The sequence below is a fragment of the Cupriavidus nantongensis genome (assembly GCF_041726985.1).
Classification (GTDB): Bacteria; Pseudomonadota; Gammaproteobacteria; order Burkholderiales; family Burkholderiaceae; genus Cupriavidus; species Cupriavidus nantongensis_A.
This window is the reverse complement of the sequence record NZ_CP168303.1, coordinates 2,719,741-2,736,841: the sequence shown is the minus strand read 5'-3', so window position 1 is coordinate 2,736,841 and position 17,101 is coordinate 2,719,741. Positions and strand designations below refer to the sequence as shown.

Genomic DNA, 17,101 nt, shown 5'->3' with positions numbered 1-17,101 from the left:
CGCAAGCGGGAGAGGGAGCGCGCAATCGGTTGGACTGGCGCCTCAGCGCTTACGAACTGCGGGCGGCTGCATCACCGTCGGCAGCGCCTTGGGCAATGAATCCGGATAGTCCCGGCTGAAATGCAGCCCGCGGCTTTCATGCCGCGAATAGGCGCTGTCCACGATCAGCGAAGCCACTTCGACCAGGTTGCGCAATTCCAGCAGGTCGGTGGTGACCCGGAAGTTGGCGTAATACTCGGCAATCTCCTCGCGCAGCAGCACGATGCGATGCTGCGCGCGTTCCAGGCGCTTGCTGGTGCGAACGATGCCGACGTAGTTCCACATCATGCGGCGCAGCTCGTCCCAGTTGTGCGATACCACGACTTCTTCGTCGGCATCGGAGACACGGCTCTCGTCCCACGCCGGCAGCGTGATATTGGGCGCGCCGGCCTTGTCCTGCGAGGCGATGTCTTCGGCGGCGGCGCGGCCGATCACCATGCATTCGAGCAGCGAGTTCGAAGCCAGCCGGTTGGCGCCGTGCAGGCCGGTGCAGGCGGTCTCGCCCACGGCGTAGAGGCCGCCGATATCGGTGCGCCCCATGGTGTCCGTCACCACGCCGCCGCAGGTGTAGTGCGCCGCCGGCACCACCGGAATCGGCTCGCGCGTGATATCGATGCCCAGCTCCAGGCACCGCGCATGGATGGTCGGGAAGTGTTCCTTCAGGAAGGCCTCGGGCTGGTGCGTGATATCGAGATAGACGCAGTCCAGCCCGCGCTTCTTCATTTCGAAGTCGATCGCGCGCGCCACCACGTCGCGCGGCGCCAGTTCGGCGCGTTCGTCATGTTCGGGCATGAAGCGAGTGCCGTCGGGCAGCTTGAGCAAGCCGCCCTCGCCGCGCACCGCTTCGGAGATCAGGAAGGACTTGGCATAAGGGTGGTACAGGCAGGTGGGGTGGAACTGGATGAATTCCATGTTCGACACCCGGCAGCCCGCGCGCCAGGCCATGGCGATGCCGTCGCCGGTGGCCGTGTCCGGGTTGGTGGTGTAGAGGTAGACCTTGCCCGCACCGCCGGCGGCCAGCACGGTGTGCGTGGCGGTGATGGTGTGCACCGCCCCGGTGCGGTCGTCCAGCACGTAAAGGCCAAAGCAGCGGTTGCCCGGCAGCCCCATCTTGCGCGACGTGATCAGGTCGATCGCGAAGTGGTCTTCCAGGATGGTGATGTTCGGGTGCTGCGTGGCCTGCTGCAGCAGCGTGCTGACCACGGCGTGGCCGGTGGCGTCGGCGGCGTGGATGATGCGCCGGCGGCTATGGCCGCCTTCGCGCGTCAGGTGGAAACCCAGCTCGGCCTGCGCGTCGCGGGTGAACGGCACGCCGCGGTCGATCAGCCACTGGATCGCCTCGCGCCCATGCTCCACGATAAAGCGCGTGGCCTCTTCATCGCACAGCCCAGCACCGGCGACGAGCGTGTCCTGGGTGTGCTCGTCGTGACTGTCGCCGGAATCCAGCACCGCGGCAATGCCGCCCTGCGCCCAGTCGCTGGCGCCCTGGGTCATGGCGCGCTTGCTGAGGATGGCCACCCGGTGGGTGTCGGCCAGTTGCAATGCGACCGTAAGGCCGGCCAGGCCGCTGCCGACGATGGCGACGTCGAAATTCATGGTGCAAGGAGAGCGCCGGCAGGGCGCTTGGCAGATGGGGGAAACGGCAAAGTCTACACCCGGCGCGCCTTCCCGTGCATCAGTCCGCAGGGCCGATGTGCTATCGGCGCGCAATATCGACGGGCAACAAAAAGCCCCGCGGCAGGGCGGGGCTTTCTGGCGGGAGACCGGATCAATTACTTGATCTTGGTTTCCTTGTAAGCGACGTGCTTGCGGGCGACGGGATCGAACTTCATGATCTCCATCTTTTCCGGCATGGTGCGCTTGTTCTTGGTGGTGGTGTAGAAGTGACCGGTACCTGCGGTCGATTCCAGCTTGATCTTGTCGCGGCCGCCCTTGCTTGCCATGATGTACTCCTAATTAGACTTCGCCGCGTGCGCGCAGGTCGGCGAGCACGGAGTCGATGCCTTTCTTGTCGATCAGGCGCAGGCCGGCGTTCGAGACGCGCAGGCTCACCCAGCGGTTTTCGGATTCAACGAAGAAACGACGATTCTGCAGGTTGGGCAGAAAACGGCGCTTGGTCTTGTTGTTTGCGTGGGAAACGTTGTTGCCGACCATCGGCGCTTTCCCGGTCACTTGACAGACGCGTGCCATGAAGCACTCCTAAATCTTCTATTCGTGGACAATGTTCGCAACAGATCAACAAAAGGCGCGCGGGCCCGGACTGCAGCGGTTGAGACTTCAGCAAAACGGGCATTATAGACCGGATTCCCCCAGCGAATCAATGCTTTCTGCGCTCCGGCGCCGGCAGTGTTGCAGCCCCGCGCCTGTGGTGCCGTAGGCGTCACAGCCCGGGCAGGCGCTCGCAGGATTCCGCCAGCGAGCGGATTTCGTGCCCGGCTACGATGAAATGGTCCAGCAGGCGCACGTCGATCAGGTCGAGCGTGCGCGCCAGTTCGCGCGTCAGGTGGATGTCGCTCTGGCTGGGCGCCGTGGTGCCGCGCGGATGGTTGTGCGCGACGATGATGCCGGCCGCGTTATGCGCCAGCGCCTGGCGCGCGACCTCGCGCGGATAGACCGAAGTCCGCGTCAGCGTGCCCCGGAACAGCTCCTCGCTGGCGACCATGCGGTTGCCGGGATCCAGGAACAGGCACATGAAGACCTCGTGCTGCAGCGGAGCCAGGGTCAGGCGCAGGTAGCTGCGCACCGACTCGGGCGAATTGAAGCCGGCCGGCAGCCGCAGCGACTCGGCCAGCGCGCGCCGCGCCAGCTCGGGGATGGCCTGCAGCTGGGCGAACTTGGCCGCGCCCATGCCGCGCACGGCGGCCAGCGCCTCGCCGTCGGCCGCGAACAGCGCGGTCAGCGAGCCGAAGCGGTGCAGCAGCTCGCGTGCGAGGTCTACGGCACTTTTGCCGACGGCGCCCACGCGCAGCAGGACAGCCAGCAGTTCGGCATCAGACAGGGCGGCAGCGCCGCTTTCCAGCAGTTTCTCGCGGGGCCGCTCGCAGGCGGGCCATTTGGAAATGGTCATGGGCATCCAGGGTAGTCGCGTCGGGAACAGGGCCTGAGGCCCTGGGGCGGCGGGCTAGGGGCCAGTCGAATACAATACGGGTTGTTCCTTGGTTGATCACCCATGAATTTGCAAACTTTCGCGTCGGAAGCCGACGGCGGCACGGCTGGCCGCAAGACTGTCCAGGCCGACTCCTTCCTGACCCTGCACTACAGCATCGCGCTCGAGAACGGCACCGAGGTCGTCAGTACGTTCGAAGAAAAGCCCGCCACGCTGCTGTTGGGCCAGGGCCAGTTCGCGCCGACGCTCGAGCAGGCGCTGCTGGGCATGCCCGAAGGCGAGCGCATGACCTATCGCCTGGCGCCGGAGCAGGCCTTCGGCCCGCGCAACGCCGAACTGCTGCAGTGGGTGTCGCTGGCCACGCTGCGCGAGAACAGCTCGTTCGAAGAGGACTACAGCCCGGGTGACCTGGTCGAGTTCAACGCGCCCGGCGGCGGCAAGTACGCCGGCGTGCTCAAGGAGATCGGCGAGACCGCCGCGTTGTTCGACTTCAACCATCCGCTGGCTGGGCAGACCATCCTGTTCGACGTGCAGCTGATCGGCATTCTCTGAACGTCGCCACGTCGAACCTGTCCGGATACCGCAGCATGCCCGACCTGACCCCCGCCCCCGACGCAGAAATCCTGATGGCCCAGCCGCGCGGCTTCTGCGCCGGCGTGGACCGCGCCATCGAGATCGTCGAGCGCGCGCTTGAGCGCTTCGGCGCGCCCATCTACGTCCGCCACGAAATCGTCCACAACGCCTATGTGGTGGCCGACCTGCGCCGCAAGGGCGCGGTGTTCGTGGGCGAGCTCGACGAGGTGCCCGCCGGCGCCACCGTCATCTTCAGCGCCCATGGCGTGTCGCGCGAAGTGCGCGAAGACGCCGCCCGGCGCGGCCTGCACGTCTTCGATGCGACCTGTCCGCTGGTGACCAAGGTGCATGTCGAAGTCAGCAAGCTGCGCGCGCAGGGCTGCGAGATCGTGATGATCGGCCATCGCGGCCACCCCGAGGTCGAGGGCACCATGGGCCAGGCCAACGGCGGCATGGTGTTGGTCGAGTCGGTCGGCGACGTCGAGACACTGCAGATCGCCGATCCGTCGCGGCTGGCCTACGTCACCCAGACCACGCTGTCGGTGGACGAGACCCGCGAGATCGTGGCCGCGCTCAAGGCCCGCTTCCCGGAAATCCGCGAACCCAAGAAGCAGGACATCTGCTATGCCACGCAAAACCGCCAGGACGCGGTGAAGTTCATGGCGCCGCAGGTGGAGGTGGTGATCGTGGTCGGCAGTCCCAACAGTTCCAACTCCAACCGACTGCGCGAGCTGGCCGAGCGCCTGGGCGTGCCGGCCTATATGGTCGACGCGCCCGAGCAGGTGCGCCCGGAATGGGTCGCCGGCAAGCGCCGCATCGGCCTGACCGCCGGGGCCTCGGCGCCGGAAGCACTGGCCCAGTCCATCGTCGAGCGCCTGCGCGAACTGGGTGCGCGCCAGGTGCGCCCGCTCGAGGGCATCGAGGAAAACATGGCGTTCCCGCTGCCGCGCGGGCTGCTGCCCACCAGCGCAGCCGCCTGAACGCGGCGCGGGGTCGCCCGCCGACTGAATGCCTGGCCTGATAAAGGGGCGCCGCTGATGCGGCGCCCCTTTTTGTTTCTGCCCCTGCCCGCCTGGGAATTAATGCTCGCTGCTGGTGCCGGGGGCGCCCGCCATTCGTGCCTGGCGCTAATCAGGGTAATCCCCGAAGCTGGGGTTTTCCCTATTATGGTGCGGCGCTACATTCTGCACATTAGAGAGAAGCACCACTCTAATTAAATGAAACGCCTAATTAATAATGATGCATTATAGGTGGTGCCGGCGCTGCTTCCTTGCCGCCTGGGGCGCCGCAGGCACGGTTCTTGTAAGGTGAAGGGGCGGCCGCGTCATGTGAGCGGGAATTGCCGCAATCTGTGCATTGGGGAAATTCCCTAGCTCAAATGCGCGGTAAATGGTCAAGGATGTTGCGTCGCGTATTGCATCGACTAAGAAAGGGGATACAATGCGCGCGTTTCAAATTGAAACTAAACAACGGCGGTCCAGGGAAACGTCCGGGAGGCGTTGCAAATCCCTGTTTTTGTGAATCCTAGGAGATCACTCATGCAAATCACGTTTGCCAAGATTCTGCCGATCGCGGCCGCAGTGGCGCTGGTCGCAGCTTGCGGCAAGAAGGAAGAACAGCCGGCGGATCCGGCCTCTTCGGCGCCGGCAGCCGCGGCTCCCGCAGCGCCCGCGGCCGGTGGCGGCGAGACCGTCGTCAAGATCGGCCACGCGGCCCCGCTGACCGGCGGCATCGCGCACCTTGGCAAGGACAACGAAAACGGCGCCCGCCTGGCCGTGGAAGAAGTCAACAAGTCCGGCCTGGAAGTCGGTGGCAAGAAGGTCAAGCTGGAACTGGTCGGCGAAGACGATGCCGCCGACCCGAAGACCGGCACCGCCGTGGCGCAGAAGCTGGTCGACGCCAAGGTCGTGGCCGTGGTCGGCCACCTGAACTCGGGCGTGTCGATCCCGGCGTCGAAGATCTACAGCGATGCCGGTATCGTGCAGATCTCGCCGTCGTCGACCAACCCGGACTACACCAAGCAGGGCTTCAAGACCACCTACCGCGTGGTGGCCACCGATGCCCAGCAGGGCCCGGCGCTGGCCAACTACGCCGCCAAGACCCTGAACGCCAAGAGCGTGGCGATCGTCGACGATGCCACCGCCTACGGCAAGGGCCTGGCCGACGAGTTCGAGAAGACCGCCAAGGCCGCCGGCGTGAACGTGGTTGCGCGTGAAGCCACCAACGACAAGGCCACCGACTTCAAGGCCATCCTGACCAAGATCAAGGGCAAGAAGCCCGACGTGATCATGTACGGCGGCATGGACGCCACCGGCGGCCCGTTCGCCAAGCAGGCCAAGGAACTGGGCATCGGCGCCAAGATCGTCGGCGGCGACGGCGTCTGCACCGACAAGGTGGCCGAGCTGGCGGGCGATGCCGTGACCAACATCATCTGCTCCGAGGCAGGCCTGGCCCTGTCGCGCATGGAGCAGGGCGCCGACTTCGACAAGCGCTACCAGGCCCGCTTCAACGCGCCGGTGCAGATCTACGCGCCGTTCACGTATGACGCGGTGATGGTCGTCGTCGATGCCATGAAGCGCGCCAACTCGACCGAACCGGCTGCCATCCTGGCCGAAATGCCCAAGACCAACTACAAGGGCGTGATCGGCAATATCGCCTTCGACGAGAAGGGCGACATGAAGGAAGGCACCATCACGCTGTACGAGTACAAGGACAAGAAGAAGTCCGTCCTCGACGTCGTGAAGATGTAATCTGGGCTTACCGGCCCATCCGAACGGCACCGTGAGTATTTTGCGGTGCCGTTCTTTTTAGCCTCGCCTAATGTAGAAGCATCCTTACCATGGATGGAGCAGGGCAGGCCGCTCACCAGCAAAGCAACCACCGCAACGTTACCCATCACACACCATGGTCCCCCCGGCATCCACACCATGCCGTAAGGTCAGGGACTGAAGCAGGAGTTTTCATGGATATCTTTATCCAGCAGATCGTGAACGGTCTGGTGCTCGGCAGCATCTATGCGCTGATCGCACTGGGCTACACCATGGTCTACGGCATTCTCGGCATCATCAACTTCGCCCACGGCGACGTGCTGATGATCGGCGCGCTGACCGCCCTGTCAGCCATCCTCGGATTGCAGAAGTTCGCCCCCGGCCTGCCTGAATGGCTGACGCTGGTGATCGCCACGCTGATCGCCATGCCGGTCTGCGCGATCCTGTCCTATTCGATCGAGCGGGTCGCCTACCGGCCCTTGCGCAATGCGCCACGGCTGGCCCCGCTGATCACCGCGATCGGGGTTTCCATCATCCTGCAGACGATGGGCATGCTGATCTGGTCGCGCAACCCGCTGACCTTCCCGCAGCTGCTGCCGTCGGAACCGATCGATATCGGCGCCACCGGCGCCACCATCACCGGCAAGGAGATGGTCATCATCGGCATGGCCGTGATGGTGATGTCGGGCCTGCTGGCCCTGGTCAACCGCACCAAGCTCGGCCGCGCCATGCGCGCCACCGCCGAGAACCAGAAGGTCGCCGGCCTGATGGGCGTGAACCCCAATTTCGTCATTTCCGCCACCTTCATGATCGGCGCGACGCTGGCCGCGCTGGCCGGCGTGATGATGGCCACCAACTACGGCAACGCCCACTTCTACATGGGTTTCATTCCAGGCCTGAAGGCGTTTACCGCCGCGGTGCTGGGCGGCATCGGCAACCTCGCGGGCGCCATGGTCGGCGGCATGCTGCTGGGCCTGATCGAGGCGCTCGGCGCCGGCTATATCGGCGACCTGACCAATGGCGTGTTCGGCTCGAACTACCAGGACGTCTTTGCCTTCATCGTACTGATCACCGTGCTCGTCTTCCGTCCGTCCGGCATCATGGGCGAACGCGTGGCGGATCGCGCCTGAGGAGAGCGAATCCATGAATACCCCGATTCCATCCACGGCCGCCGTCGCGGCACCGACCAAGGTGCCGGCCAAGACCCTGGCCGCACTGATTGGCTTCCTGGTGGTCGCGCTGTGCGCACCGTTCATCGTCCAGACCCTGGGCGGCAACTACTGGGTCCGCGTGCTGGACTTCGCGCTGCTGTACATCATGCTGGCGCTGGGCCTGAATATCGTGGTGGGCTTTGCCGGCCTGCTCGACCTGGGCTATATCGCGTTCTACGCGGTGGGCGCCTACATGATGGCGCTGCTCGGCTCGCCGCACCTGGCGAACCAGTTCGAGTGGATCCAGCAGCTGTTCCCGACCGGCATCCACTTGTCGATGTGGTTCGTGCTGCCGCTGGCGATCCTGGTGGCCGCCACTTTTGGCGTGCTGTTGGGGGCGCCGACGCTCAAGCTGCGCGGCGACTACCTGGCCATCGTCACGTTGGGCTTCGGCGAGATCATCCGCATCTTCATGAACAACCTGGACCGCCCGGTGAACATCACCAACGGTCCCAAGGGCATCACCGCGGTCGACCCCGTGCATATCTTCGGCTTCGATTTCTCGAAGTCGCACGAGATCTTCGGGCTCAAGTTCACGCCGGTGTTCATGTACTACTACCTGCTGGTGTTCCTGGTGATCGTGATCGTGTTCGTGTGCCTGCGCCTGCAGACCTCGCGCATCGGCCGCGCCTGGGTTGCCATCCGCGAAGACGAGATCGCCGCCAAGGCGATGGGCATCAACACCCGCAATATCAAGCTGCTGGCGTTCGCCATGGGCGCGTCGTTCGGCGGCGCGTCGGGCGCGGTGTTCGGCGCGTTCCAGGGCTTCGTCTCGCCGGAATCGTTCACGCTGTGGGAGTCGATCTACGTGCTGGCGATCGTGGTGCTGGGCGGCATGGGCCATATCCCGGGCGTGATCCTGGGCGGCGTGCTGCTGGTGGGCTTCCAGGAACTGCTGCGCGTGGTCGCCGAGCCGATGCAGACCGGCCTGTTCGGCCAGGTGATCGTCGATGCCGAGGTGCTGCGCCAGCTGCTGTTCGGCCTGGCGCTGGTCGGCGTGATGCTGTACCGCCCGGCCGGCATCTGGCCGTCGCCGCGCAAGGAAGACCGCCCGGTGGTGCGCCGCGCGGGCAGTATCGGCCGTCTCTAAACCGGAGGAAGACATGAGCAACAACGATTTCCTCCTGTCGGTACAGGGGGTCAACAAGCGTTTCGGTGGCCTGCAGGCGCTGTCCGATGTCGGCCTGCAGATCAAGCCGGGCGAGATCTACGGGCTGATCGGCCCCAACGGCGCCGGCAAGACCACGTTCTTCAACGTGATCACCGGCCTCTACACCCCGGATTCGGGCGAGTTCGTGCTGGGCGGGAAGCCCTACCAGCCGACCGCCGTGCACGAGGTGGCCAAGGCCGGCATTGCGCGCACGTTCCAGAACATCCGCCTGTTCGGCGACATGACCGCGCTCGAAAACGTGATGGTCGGGCGCCACGTGCGCTCCAAGGCCGGCGTGTTCGGCGCGATCTTCCGCCCGCCCTCGGTGCGGCGCGAGGAAGAGGGCATCGAAGACATGGCGCATGACCTGCTCGACTACGTCGGCATCGGCAAGTACGCCAACTTCACCGCGCGCAACCTGTCGTACGGCCACCAGCGCCGGCTCGAGATCGCGCGCGCGCTGGCGACCGAGCCCAAGCTGCTGGCGCTGGACGAGCCGGCCGCCGGCATGAATGCGACCGAGAAGGTCGAGCTGCGCGGCCTGCTCGACAAGATCAAGAACGATGGCAAGACCATCCTGCTGATCGAGCACGACGTGAAGCTGGTGATGGGGCTGTGCAACCGCCTGACGGTGCTGGACTACGGCAAGGTGATTGCCCAGGGCCTGCCGCACGAGGTGCAGAACAACCCCGCGGTGATCGAGGCCTACCTCGGCACCTCGGCGCACTGATGGCGGGAGCGGACGTAATGAATCAGCCTGCAATGAAACAGACAGTACTGAAGATCTCCGGCCTGAAGGTTGCCTACGGCGGCATCCAGGCCGTCAAGGGCATCGACCTGGAAATCCGCGACGGCGAGCTGGTCACGCTGATCGGCGCCAACGGCGCCGGCAAGACCACCACCATGAAGGCCATCACCGGCCTCCAGGGCTGGGCCGGCGGCGACGTGGAATACATGGGCAAGTCGATCAAGGGCGTGCCCAGCTACGCGCTGCTCAAGCAGGGGCTGGCGATGGTGCCGGAAGGCCGCGGCGTGTTCGCGCGCATGACCATCACCGAGAACCTGCAGATGGGCGCCTACACGCGCAACGACGAGGCCGGCATCAAGGCCGACGTCGAGCGCATGTTCGGCATCTTCCCGCGGCTGAAGGAGCGCGCCAACCAGCTGGCGGGCACCATGTCCGGGGGCGAGCAGCAGATGCTGGCGATGGCGCGCGCGCTGATGAGCCAGCCCAAGGTGCTGCTGCTGGACGAGCCGTCGATGGGCCTGTCGCCGATCATGGTGGAGAAGATCTTCGAGGTCGTGCGCGATATCTCGGCGCAGGGAGTGACCGTGCTGCTGGTCGAGCAGAACGCGCGCCTGGCGCTGCAGGCCGCGCACCGCGGCTACGTGATGGAGTCCGGCCTGATCACCATGAGCGGGGAAGCCAGCCAGATGCTGGACGACCCCAAGGTGCGGGCCGCCTACCTGGGCGAGTAAGCGGCGCGCCGCTCCGGCTCCGACACCCCGCTGCCGCAAGAGGGGTGAGGGAGAGGGCGGGCGCTCGCAGGCGCAAGGCCTTTCCCCTTGCCGCGGGGCCCCGCGCGGACAGGCTTCGGCCACCTGCGCGGGTTCTGCGGCGCTGGCCCTCTCCCTCACTCCTCTGCGGCGCGGGTCCGGGATCCGGCCGCAAAGCAAAAAAGCCTCGCGCAATGCGAGGCTTTTTGCCGTGTGCGGATACCCGGGAGGATCAGGCCAGCTTCTTCAGCAGCGTGCGCAGCATGCCGATCATCTGGTCGATCTCTTCGCGCGTGACGTTCAGCGCCGGCATGAAGCGCAGCAGGTTGGGGCGCGGCGCGTTCAGCAGCAGGCCTTGCGGGCCCATGTCGCGCGCTTCTTCCACCAGCTGCGGGCCGATGTCCTTGCCCAGCAGCAGCGCGCGCAGCAGGCCTTCGCCGCGTTCGCCGCCGAGGCCGAATTCGGCCGACAGCGCCAGCAGCTGCTCCTTCAGGTAGTCGCCCTTGGCCTTGACCTCGTCCAGGAAGCCCGGCGCGGTCAGCTGCTCGATCACGGCGCTGCCGACCGCGGTCATCAGCGGGTTGCCGTTGTAGGTGCCGCCCTGGTCGCCGGCCTCGAAGCTGGCGACCTCGGCCTTGCACAGCAGGGCCGACAGCGGCACGCCGCCGCCGATGCCCTTGCCCAGCGTCATGATGTCCGGCTCGACGCCCGCCAGCTCGTAGGCGAACAGCGTGCCGCAGCGGCCGCAGCCGGCCTGCACTTCATCGACGATCAGCAGCAGCTTGTGCTTGTCGGCAAGCGCGCGCAGGCCCTGCATGAACTCGCGCGTGGCGGGGATCACGCCGCCTTCGCCCTGCACCGGCTCGAGCATGATGCCGACGGTCTTGTCGGTGATCAGCTGCTCGACCGAGGCCAGGTCGTTGAGCTCGGCGCGCGGGAAGCCGGGCACCTGCGGCGCGAAGATGGTGTCCCAGCCGGCCTTGCCCGACGCGCTCATGGTGGCGAGGGTGCGGCCATGGAAGCTGTGGTCCATGGTGATGATCTCGAAGGCCCCGTCCTTGTGCTTGCGGCCCCATTTGCGCGCCAGCTTGATCGCGCCTTCGTTGGCCTCGGCGCCGCTGTTGGCGAAGAAGACCTTGTCGAAGCAGCTGTGGTCGGTCAGCTGCTTGGCCAGCTTCAGCATCGGCTCGTTGTAGAACGCCGGGCTGGGGTTGATCAGCTTGTGCGACTGGGCCACCAGCGCGTCGATCATGCCCTGGTTGGAATGGCCCAGGCAGTTCACCGCCCAGCCCTGCACGAAGTCCAGGTAGCGCTTGCCGTTGTGATCCGTCAGCCAGGAGCCCTTGCCTTCGGTGAACACGAGTTCGGGGCGGTTGGTGATGTACATCAGGGATTGGACGGGATACTCAGCAAATGCCATGGCGGACTCCAGGGGTCGGCGTGTAACGATGGACGGACGGGCGCGCAAGACGCAACCAAAACAAAAAGCCACGGGGGTTGCCCGTGGCTCGTTGACATGAACAGACGCAGTCGACGGTCAGCCGCGCGGCACCCCAGCGGGGAGCGACGTACGGAAGCTGCGGCGTCGGTTGAAGGTCGTGTGCATGCGGGCAAATATAAGGCGCACGGGCCCGGGTGTCAAAACGAATTTTGGCGGGCCCGGGCATTGTTGCGCTGGCGGAACGGCACGCGGACGGCGCTCAGGCCGCCGGCGGGGCCGCGTGCAGGTCGGCCTCGGAGGTGAACGAGTCGGCGAAGAACGCGTCTTCGTGCAGCTTGCACTGGCGCGTGAAGTCGCTGCGCGCGGCGTTGATCATCACCGGCGCGCCGCAGGCGTAGACCTCGTGGCCCGACAGGTCGGGGAAGTCGGCGATCACGGCCTGGTGGACAAAGCCGGTGCGGCCCTGCCAGTTGTCTTCCGGCAGCGCGTCGGAGACCACCGGCACGTACCGGAAGTTGGGCAGGTCGCGCGCCCACTGCTCGGCCAGCGCATGCATGTACAGGTCCTTGGGCCGGCGGCCGCCCCAGTACAGCGTCATCGGGCGCTGGATGCCGGTGTAGGCGGCATGCTCGACGATGGCCTTGATCGGCGCGAAGCCGGTGCCGGACGCCAGCAGGATGATCGGCGCTTCCGATTCCTCGCGCAGGAAGAAGCTGCCCAGCGGGCCTTCGAAGCGCAGGATGTCGCGCTCCTTCATGGCCGGCTGGCCTTCCTTCGCGCCGAACACGTAGTCGGTGAAGGCGCCGCCAGGCATATGGCGGATATGCAGTTCGATCGGGCCGTCCTCGTGCGGCGGCGTGGCGATCGAATAGCTGCGGCGCTTGCCGTCGCGCAGCAGGAATTCGACGTACTGGCCGGCCAGGTACTGCATGCGCTCGGTCGCCGGCAGCTGCAGCTTGATTGCGATCACGTCGTCGGCCAGGCGCTCCAGCGTAGTGACGCGGCACGGCACCTTCTTGATCGGGATGTCGCCGGCGCCGTGGACCTCGCGGCATTCGATGGTGATGTCCGAGGTCGCATTGGCGCAGCAGAACAGCGCGCGGCCCTCGGTCTTTTCCTGCGCGGTCAGCGCCGACGGGGCATGGTCGCCCTGCACGATGCTGCCTTCGAGCACGCGGCCCTTGCACGAACCGCAGGCGCCGTTCTTGCAGCCGTAGGGCAGCCCGATGCTGTGGCGCAGGGCCGCGCCGAGGATGGTTTCGTCCGCGGCCACTTCAAACTTGTGGCCGCTGGGCATGACGGTTACTTGATAAGCCATAATCGGTCTATGAGCCAAATTCTGTCGAAGCTGCAGCCCGCGCGGTTCCCGCAACCACCGCAACCTTCGCGGCTGCCCACGCCATCGCGCCGGCTGGGCCGCCCGCGCCTGCTGATCGTCGGCTGCGGGGATGTGGGGACGCGCTGCCTGCGAATCCTGTCGTCGCGCATGCGGGTCTTCGCCGTGACCTCGCAGCCGGCACGCCGCGCCGAACTGCGTGCCGCCGGCGCGGTGCCGCTGGTGGCGGACCTGGACCGGCCGGCCACACTGGCACGGCTGCGCGGGCTGGCCACGCGGGTGCTGGACCTGGCGCCGCCGCCCGGGCAGGGCGAAGGCGATCCGCGCACGGGTGCACTGCTCGCCGCATTGCGCCGGACCGCATGGCGCCGGACCGCAGCGCGCCGTGCCAGCACGCCTGCCGGCATGCTGCCCGGCGAGCCCGCCATTCTACCCGACCGTACCCGGCCCCGCGCTGCGTTTGTCTACGCCAGCACCACCGGCGTCTACGGTGACCGGCAGGGCGCGCGCGTGGCCGAATTCCATGCGGTGCGGCCGCAGACCGCGCGCGCGCGCCGCCGCGTCGCGGCGGAGCAGGCGGTGCGCGCATTCGGCCGCGACGCCGGCTGGCGCGCCAGCGTGGTGCGCATCCCCGGCATCTACGCCGAGGACCGCCTGCCGCTGGCGCGGCTCAAGCGCGGCACGCCGGCACTGGTGCCGCAGGACGACGTCTACACCAGCCATATCCATGCCGACGACCTCGCCCGCATCATGGTGGCGGCGCTGTTCCGCGGCCGCCCGCAGCGCGTGGTCCACGCCAGCGACGATACCGAGCTGCGCATGGCGGACTATTTCGACCTCGTCGCCGAGCGCCGCGGCCTGCCGCGCCCGCCGCGCATCACGCGCGGCGAGGCGCTCCAGGTGATCGACAAGACCCTGCTTAGCTTCATGAGCGAGTCGCGCCGGCTCGACAACCGCCGCCTCAAGCGCGAACTGCGCCTGCGGCTGCGCTATCCCACCGTCGCCGACTTCTTCGGCTGATTCCTCCTCAGCGTGACGGTTCCTGTGCCGCTGGCACGGGGCTTGCTGCCCCACGGCGTCTTCTGGTCCCTGTCTATACAGCAACACTTTTCACGCCCCTGACTGGTGCCGGCAGTTCACGCCCGGTACCAGGGCGGTGCGTCGCCTGAAGCGGATTCCCCGCTGAAATGCGCTTTTTAGGGCGATTAACCGCCTGGTTGCTTGGTGGAAGCCCTACGTTGACTTGTATATACAGGCATTGTCTAATGCCCGAAAACGAGCACGGCCACACGCATGGCCTGCCGTCGACGGACACACCAAAGGAGCGTACAGATGAGGAATCCAAGCAGGTTTCGCGGTCGGGTGGCAGTGCAGGCGGCAATGCTGGCCGCGGCCCTGGCGGCCGGCGCTGCGCAGGCGCAGAACACCCCGGTGACGCTGGGCATGAGCGGCTGGACCGGCTTCGCGCCGCTGACGCTGGCCGACAAGGCAGGCATCTTCAAGAAGAACGGCGTCGACGTCGACATCAAGATGATCCCGCAGAAGGACCGGCACCTGGCGCTGGCCTCCGGTGCAATCCAGTGCGCGGCCACCACCGTGGAAACCCATGTGGCCTGGAACGCCAATGGCGTGCCCATCACCCAGATCGTGCAGCTCGACAAGTCCTACGGCGCCGACGGCCTGGCCGTGCGCGCCGACGTCAAGAGCTTTGCGGACCTGAAGGGCAAGACCATCGGCGTCGATGCGCCGGGCACTGCCCCTTACTTCGGGCTGGCCTGGATGCTGAAGAAGAACGGCATGTCGCTCAAGGACGTCAAGACCACCACGCTGTCGCCGCAGGCGGCGGCGCAGGCCTTCGTCGCCGGGCAGAACGACGGCGCCATGACCTATGAGCCGTACCTGTCGACGGTGCGCCAGAACCCGGACAAGGGCAAGATCCTGGCCACCACGCTCGACTATCCGATGGTGACCGACACGCTGGGCTGCGCGCCCAAGTGGCTCAAGGACAATCCCAAGGCCGCGCAGGCGCTGGTCGACAGTTACTTCGAGGCGCTCGAGATGATCCGCAAGGAGCCGGCCAAGGCCAACGACATCATGGGCGCGGCGGTCAAGCAGACCGGCGAGCAGTTCGCCAAGTCGTCGGCCTACCTGCGCTGGCAGGACCGCGAGGCCAACAAGAAATTCTTCGAGGGCGAGCTCGCCAGCTTCAGCAAGGAGGCCGCCGCGGTGCTGCTCGACATCGGCGTGATCCGCCAGGTGCCGGACGTGACCAAGCTGTACGACGCGCGTTTCCTCAAGTAACCCGGCAGCTCTCAGGAGGCGTGACGTCATGACGCAAGCCCGTATAGGTTCACCCGCCCCGGCCGCCGCCGTGGCGGCCTCCGCCGCAGGTGACGCGCCGCAGCGCCGGCGCCATCCGTGGCTGGCACCGCTGGTGCCGGTGGCGCCCAACACCCGCTGGATGCTGGGCCTGTCCTTCTTCGTGCTGTTCTTCGGCGTGTGGGCCGTGGTGACGCTGGGCGGCTTCGTGCCGCGTACGTTCCTGGCCGACCCGATGACGATGGCCAGGGAGGGCATGACCCTGTTCACCGAGTACAACTTCATCGGCGACATCGGCATGACCGTGTGGCGCGTGGTCGGCGGCTTTGTGCTGGCGGCGGTGATAGCGGTGCCGCTGGGCATCTTCATGGGCGCGTACAAGGCGGCCGAGGCTTTCTTCGAGCCCTTTGTCTCGTTCTGCCGCTACCTGCCGGCGTCGGCCTTTATCCCGCTGCTGATCCTGTGGGCCGGCATCGGCGAGACCCAGAAGCTGCTGGTGATCTTTATCGGCTCGTTCTTCCAGATCGTGCTGATGGTGGCGGTGGCGGTCGGCGGCGCGCGCAAGGACCTGGTCGAGGCCGCGTACACGCTGGGCGCCAACAGCGCCGGCATCGTGCGGCGCGTGCTGATCCCGGGCGCGGCGCCGGAAATCGCCGAGATCCTGCGGCTGGTGCTGGGCTGGGCCTGGACCTACGTGATCGTGGCCGAGCTGATCGGCTCGTCGTCGGGCATCGGCCACATGATCACCGACAGCCAGGCGCTGCTCAATACCGGGCAGATCATCTTCGGCATCATCGTGATCGGCTGCATCGGCCTGGTCTCGGACCTTGTCTTCAAGCGCGCCAACCAGCGCCTGTTCCCGTGGAGTTCGATCCAATGAGCGCACTGTCCATCCAGCAGGTCTCGCGGACCTTCTCCAACCCGCGTGGCGGCCAGACGCTGGCGCTGCAGCCGGTCGACTTCGAGGTCCGCGACAACGACTTCGTCACCATCCTGGGCCCGTCGGGCTGCGGCAAGTCCACGCTGCTGCGCATCGTCGCGGGGCTGGATACCCCGACCAGCGGGCGCGTGCTGCTCGACGGCCAGCCGGTGTTCGCGCCCGGCGCGGACCGCGGCATGGTGTTCCAGTCGTACACGCTGTTCCCGTGGCTGACGATCGAGCAGAACGTGCGCTTCGGCCTGCGCGAGCGCGGCATGAGCGCGGCCGAGCAGAAGGAGCGCAGCGACTTCTTTATCCAGCGCGTCGGGCTGCGCGGCTTCGAGCACCATTTCCCCAAGCAGCTGTCGGGCGGCATGCAGCAGCGCACCGCGATTGCGCGCGCGCTTGCCAACGATCCCAAGATCCTGCTGCTCGACGAGCCCTTCGGCGCGCTCGACAACCAGACCCGCGTGCTGATGCAGGAGCTGCTGCTGGGCATCTGGGAGGCGTCGCGCAAGACGGTATTATTCGTGACCCACGATATCGACGAGGCCATCTTCATGGCCAACCGGGTGGCGGTGTTTTCCGCCAGGCCGGGTCGGATCAAGAGCGAGATCGCGGTCGATTTTCCGCATCCGCGCCATTACACGATCAAGACCACTCCGGAGTTCTCCGCGCTCAAGGCGCGGCTGACCGAGGAAATCCGCGCCGAGGCCATGGCCGCGGCCGAGCACTAAGACCT

The 17,101-nt window shown here is 66.4% G+C and carries 17 protein-coding genes; 11 read left to right on the top strand and 6 right to left on the bottom strand.

The window, feature by feature from the left end; translation table 11 throughout:
- Positions 1-42: 42 nt before the first annotated feature.
- From nadB to radC, 4 genes are all read right to left on the bottom strand, one after another.
- Complete coding sequence (gene nadB, locus ACEI37_RS23875; protein WP_373378431.1) at positions 43-1,635, bottom strand: L-aspartate oxidase; 1,593 nt, start codon at positions 1,633-1,635, stop codon at positions 43-45.
- 176 nt (positions 1,636-1,811) lie between these two features.
- A complete protein-coding gene (gene rpmG / locus ACEI37_RS23870; RefSeq protein WP_010814980.1) occupies positions 1,812-1,982 on the bottom strand; it encodes a 50S ribosomal protein L33 in 171 nt (56 codons plus the stop codon).
- A gap of 13 nt (positions 1,983-1,995) precedes the next feature.
- Positions 1,996-2,229 carry a 50S ribosomal protein L28 gene (rpmB, locus tag ACEI37_RS23865; RefSeq protein WP_006575661.1) on the bottom strand — a complete coding sequence of 78 codons (234 nt, stop codon included), beginning with the start codon at positions 2,227-2,229 and terminating at the stop codon, positions 1,996-1,998.
- Positions 2,230-2,419: 190 nt separating this feature from the next.
- Positions 2,420-3,106, bottom strand: coding sequence for a DNA repair protein RadC (gene radC, locus ACEI37_RS23860; RefSeq protein ID WP_373378430.1), 687 nt, complete (start codon positions 3,104-3,106; stop codon positions 2,420-2,422).
- 102 nt (positions 3,107-3,208) lie between these two features.
- Here radC and ACEI37_RS23855 point away from each other — a divergent pair, with 102 nt between their 5' ends.
- The 7 genes from ACEI37_RS23855 to ACEI37_RS23825 all read left to right on the top strand — a co-directional run bounded on the left by ACEI37_RS23855 (position 3,209) and on the right by ACEI37_RS23825 (position 10,326).
- Positions 3,209-3,697 (top strand): peptidylprolyl isomerase, encoded by a 489-nt coding sequence (locus tag ACEI37_RS23855; protein ID WP_012353738.1) that lies wholly within the window; start codon positions 3,209-3,211, stop codon positions 3,695-3,697.
- Between the two features lie 35 nt (positions 3,698-3,732).
- Positions 3,733-4,698, top strand: coding sequence for a 4-hydroxy-3-methylbut-2-enyl diphosphate reductase (gene ispH, locus ACEI37_RS23850; RefSeq protein ID WP_373378429.1), 966 nt, complete (start codon positions 3,733-3,735; stop codon positions 4,696-4,698).
- A gap of 558 nt (positions 4,699-5,256) precedes the next feature.
- Positions 5,257-6,468 carry a branched-chain amino acid ABC transporter substrate-binding protein gene (locus ACEI37_RS23845; RefSeq protein ID WP_373378428.1) on the top strand — a complete coding sequence of 404 codons (1,212 nt, stop codon included), beginning with the start codon at positions 5,257-5,259 and terminating at the stop codon, positions 6,466-6,468.
- 212 nt (positions 6,469-6,680) lie between these two features.
- Complete coding sequence (locus ACEI37_RS23840; RefSeq protein ID WP_062801617.1) at positions 6,681-7,616, top strand: branched-chain amino acid ABC transporter permease; 936 nt, start codon at positions 6,681-6,683, stop codon at positions 7,614-7,616.
- Between the two features lie 13 nt (positions 7,617-7,629).
- Positions 7,630-8,787, top strand: coding sequence for an ABC transporter ATP-binding protein (locus tag ACEI37_RS23835; protein ID WP_373378427.1), 1,158 nt, complete (start codon positions 7,630-7,632; stop codon positions 8,785-8,787).
- A gap of 13 nt (positions 8,788-8,800) precedes the next feature.
- Positions 8,801-9,577: an ABC transporter ATP-binding protein gene (locus ACEI37_RS23830; protein ID WP_062801615.1), complete on the top strand. Its 777-nt coding sequence runs from the start codon at positions 8,801-8,803 to the stop codon at positions 9,575-9,577.
- Positions 9,578-9,609: 32 nt separating this feature from the next.
- Positions 9,610-10,326, top strand: coding sequence for an ABC transporter ATP-binding protein (locus tag ACEI37_RS23825; RefSeq protein WP_116337749.1), 717 nt, complete (start codon positions 9,610-9,612; stop codon positions 10,324-10,326).
- Positions 10,327-10,576: 250 nt separating this feature from the next.
- Here the strand turns inward: ACEI37_RS23825 and ACEI37_RS23820 are convergent, their stop codons facing one another.
- Positions 10,577-11,764 (bottom strand): acetylornithine transaminase, encoded by a 1,188-nt coding sequence (locus ACEI37_RS23820; RefSeq protein ID WP_062801612.1) that lies wholly within the window; start codon positions 11,762-11,764, stop codon positions 10,577-10,579.
- Positions 11,765-12,044: 280 nt separating this feature from the next.
- Entirely contained in the window at positions 12,045-13,103 is a 1,059-nt protein-coding gene (locus tag ACEI37_RS23815) for a CDP-6-deoxy-delta-3,4-glucoseen reductase (protein WP_373378426.1), read from the bottom strand.
- 9 nt (positions 13,104-13,112) lie between these two features.
- On the opposite strand from ACEI37_RS23815, the gene ACEI37_RS23810 reads away from it, so the two are divergent.
- The 4 genes from ACEI37_RS23810 to ACEI37_RS23795 all read left to right on the top strand — a co-directional run bounded on the left by ACEI37_RS23810 (position 13,113) and on the right by ACEI37_RS23795 (position 17,096).
- Positions 13,113-14,141 (top strand): NAD-dependent epimerase/dehydratase family protein, encoded by a 1,029-nt coding sequence (locus ACEI37_RS23810; protein ID WP_373378425.1) that lies wholly within the window; start codon positions 13,113-13,115, stop codon positions 14,139-14,141.
- A gap of 312 nt (positions 14,142-14,453) precedes the next feature.
- A complete protein-coding gene (locus ACEI37_RS23805; protein ID WP_373378424.1) occupies positions 14,454-15,422 on the top strand; it encodes an ABC transporter substrate-binding protein in 969 nt (322 codons plus the stop codon).
- Between the two features lie 28 nt (positions 15,423-15,450).
- Positions 15,451-16,320: an ABC transporter permease gene (locus ACEI37_RS23800; protein WP_373378423.1), complete on the top strand. Its 870-nt coding sequence runs from the start codon at positions 15,451-15,453 to the stop codon at positions 16,318-16,320.
- Positions 16,317-17,096, top strand: coding sequence for an ABC transporter ATP-binding protein (locus ACEI37_RS23795; protein WP_012353726.1), 780 nt, complete (start codon positions 16,317-16,319; stop codon positions 17,094-17,096). The genes ACEI37_RS23800 and ACEI37_RS23795 overlap by 4 nt, the downstream gene beginning before the upstream one ends.
- Positions 17,097-17,101: the final 5 nt, after the last annotated feature.

What these genes read in the sequence shown, in the direction of transcription:
- ACEI37_RS23855 (WP_012353738.1), top strand. Translation starts at nt 3,209, where the DNA reads ATGAATTTGCAAACTTTCGCGTCGGAAGCCGACGGCGGCACGGCTGGC.
- nadB (WP_373378431.1), bottom strand. Translation starts at nt 1,635, where the DNA reads ATGAATTTCGACGTCGCCATCGTCGGCAGCGGCCTGGCCGGCCTTACG.
- ACEI37_RS23845 (WP_373378428.1), top strand. Translation starts at nt 5,257, where the DNA reads ATGCAAATCACGTTTGCCAAGATTCTGCCGATCGCGGCCGCAGTGGCG.
- rpmB (WP_006575661.1), bottom strand. Translation starts at nt 2,229, where the DNA reads ATGGCACGCGTCTGTCAAGTGACCGGGAAAGCGCCGATGGTCGGCAAC.
- rpmG (WP_010814980.1), bottom strand. Translation starts at nt 1,982, where the DNA reads ATGGCAAGCAAGGGCGGCCGCGACAAGATCAAGCTGGAATCGACCGCA.
- ACEI37_RS23805 (WP_373378424.1), top strand. Translation starts at nt 14,454, where the DNA reads ATGAGGAATCCAAGCAGGTTTCGCGGTCGGGTGGCAGTGCAGGCGGCA.
- ACEI37_RS23835 (WP_373378427.1), top strand. Translation starts at nt 7,630, where the DNA reads ATGAATACCCCGATTCCATCCACGGCCGCCGTCGCGGCACCGACCAAG.
- ACEI37_RS23815 (WP_373378426.1), bottom strand. Translation starts at nt 13,103, where the DNA reads ATGGCTTATCAAGTAACCGTCATGCCCAGCGGCCACAAGTTTGAAGTG.
- ACEI37_RS23820 (WP_062801612.1), bottom strand. Translation starts at nt 11,764, where the DNA reads ATGGCATTTGCTGAGTATCCCGTCCAATCCCTGATGTACATCACCAAC.
- ACEI37_RS23840 (WP_062801617.1), top strand. Translation starts at nt 6,681, where the DNA reads ATGGATATCTTTATCCAGCAGATCGTGAACGGTCTGGTGCTCGGCAGC.
- ACEI37_RS23800 (WP_373378423.1), top strand. Translation starts at nt 15,451, where the DNA reads ATGACGCAAGCCCGTATAGGTTCACCCGCCCCGGCCGCCGCCGTGGCG.
- ACEI37_RS23795 (WP_012353726.1), top strand. Translation starts at nt 16,317, where the DNA reads ATGAGCGCACTGTCCATCCAGCAGGTCTCGCGGACCTTCTCCAACCCG.
- ispH (WP_373378429.1), top strand. Translation starts at nt 3,733, where the DNA reads ATGCCCGACCTGACCCCCGCCCCCGACGCAGAAATCCTGATGGCCCAG.
- radC (WP_373378430.1), bottom strand. Translation starts at nt 3,106, where the DNA reads ATGACCATTTCCAAATGGCCCGCCTGCGAGCGGCCCCGCGAGAAACTG.
- ACEI37_RS23825 (WP_116337749.1), top strand. Translation starts at nt 9,610, where the DNA reads ATGAAACAGACAGTACTGAAGATCTCCGGCCTGAAGGTTGCCTACGGC.
- ACEI37_RS23830 (WP_062801615.1), top strand. Translation starts at nt 8,801, where the DNA reads ATGAGCAACAACGATTTCCTCCTGTCGGTACAGGGGGTCAACAAGCGT.
- ACEI37_RS23810 (WP_373378425.1), top strand. Translation starts at nt 13,113, where the DNA reads ATGAGCCAAATTCTGTCGAAGCTGCAGCCCGCGCGGTTCCCGCAACCA.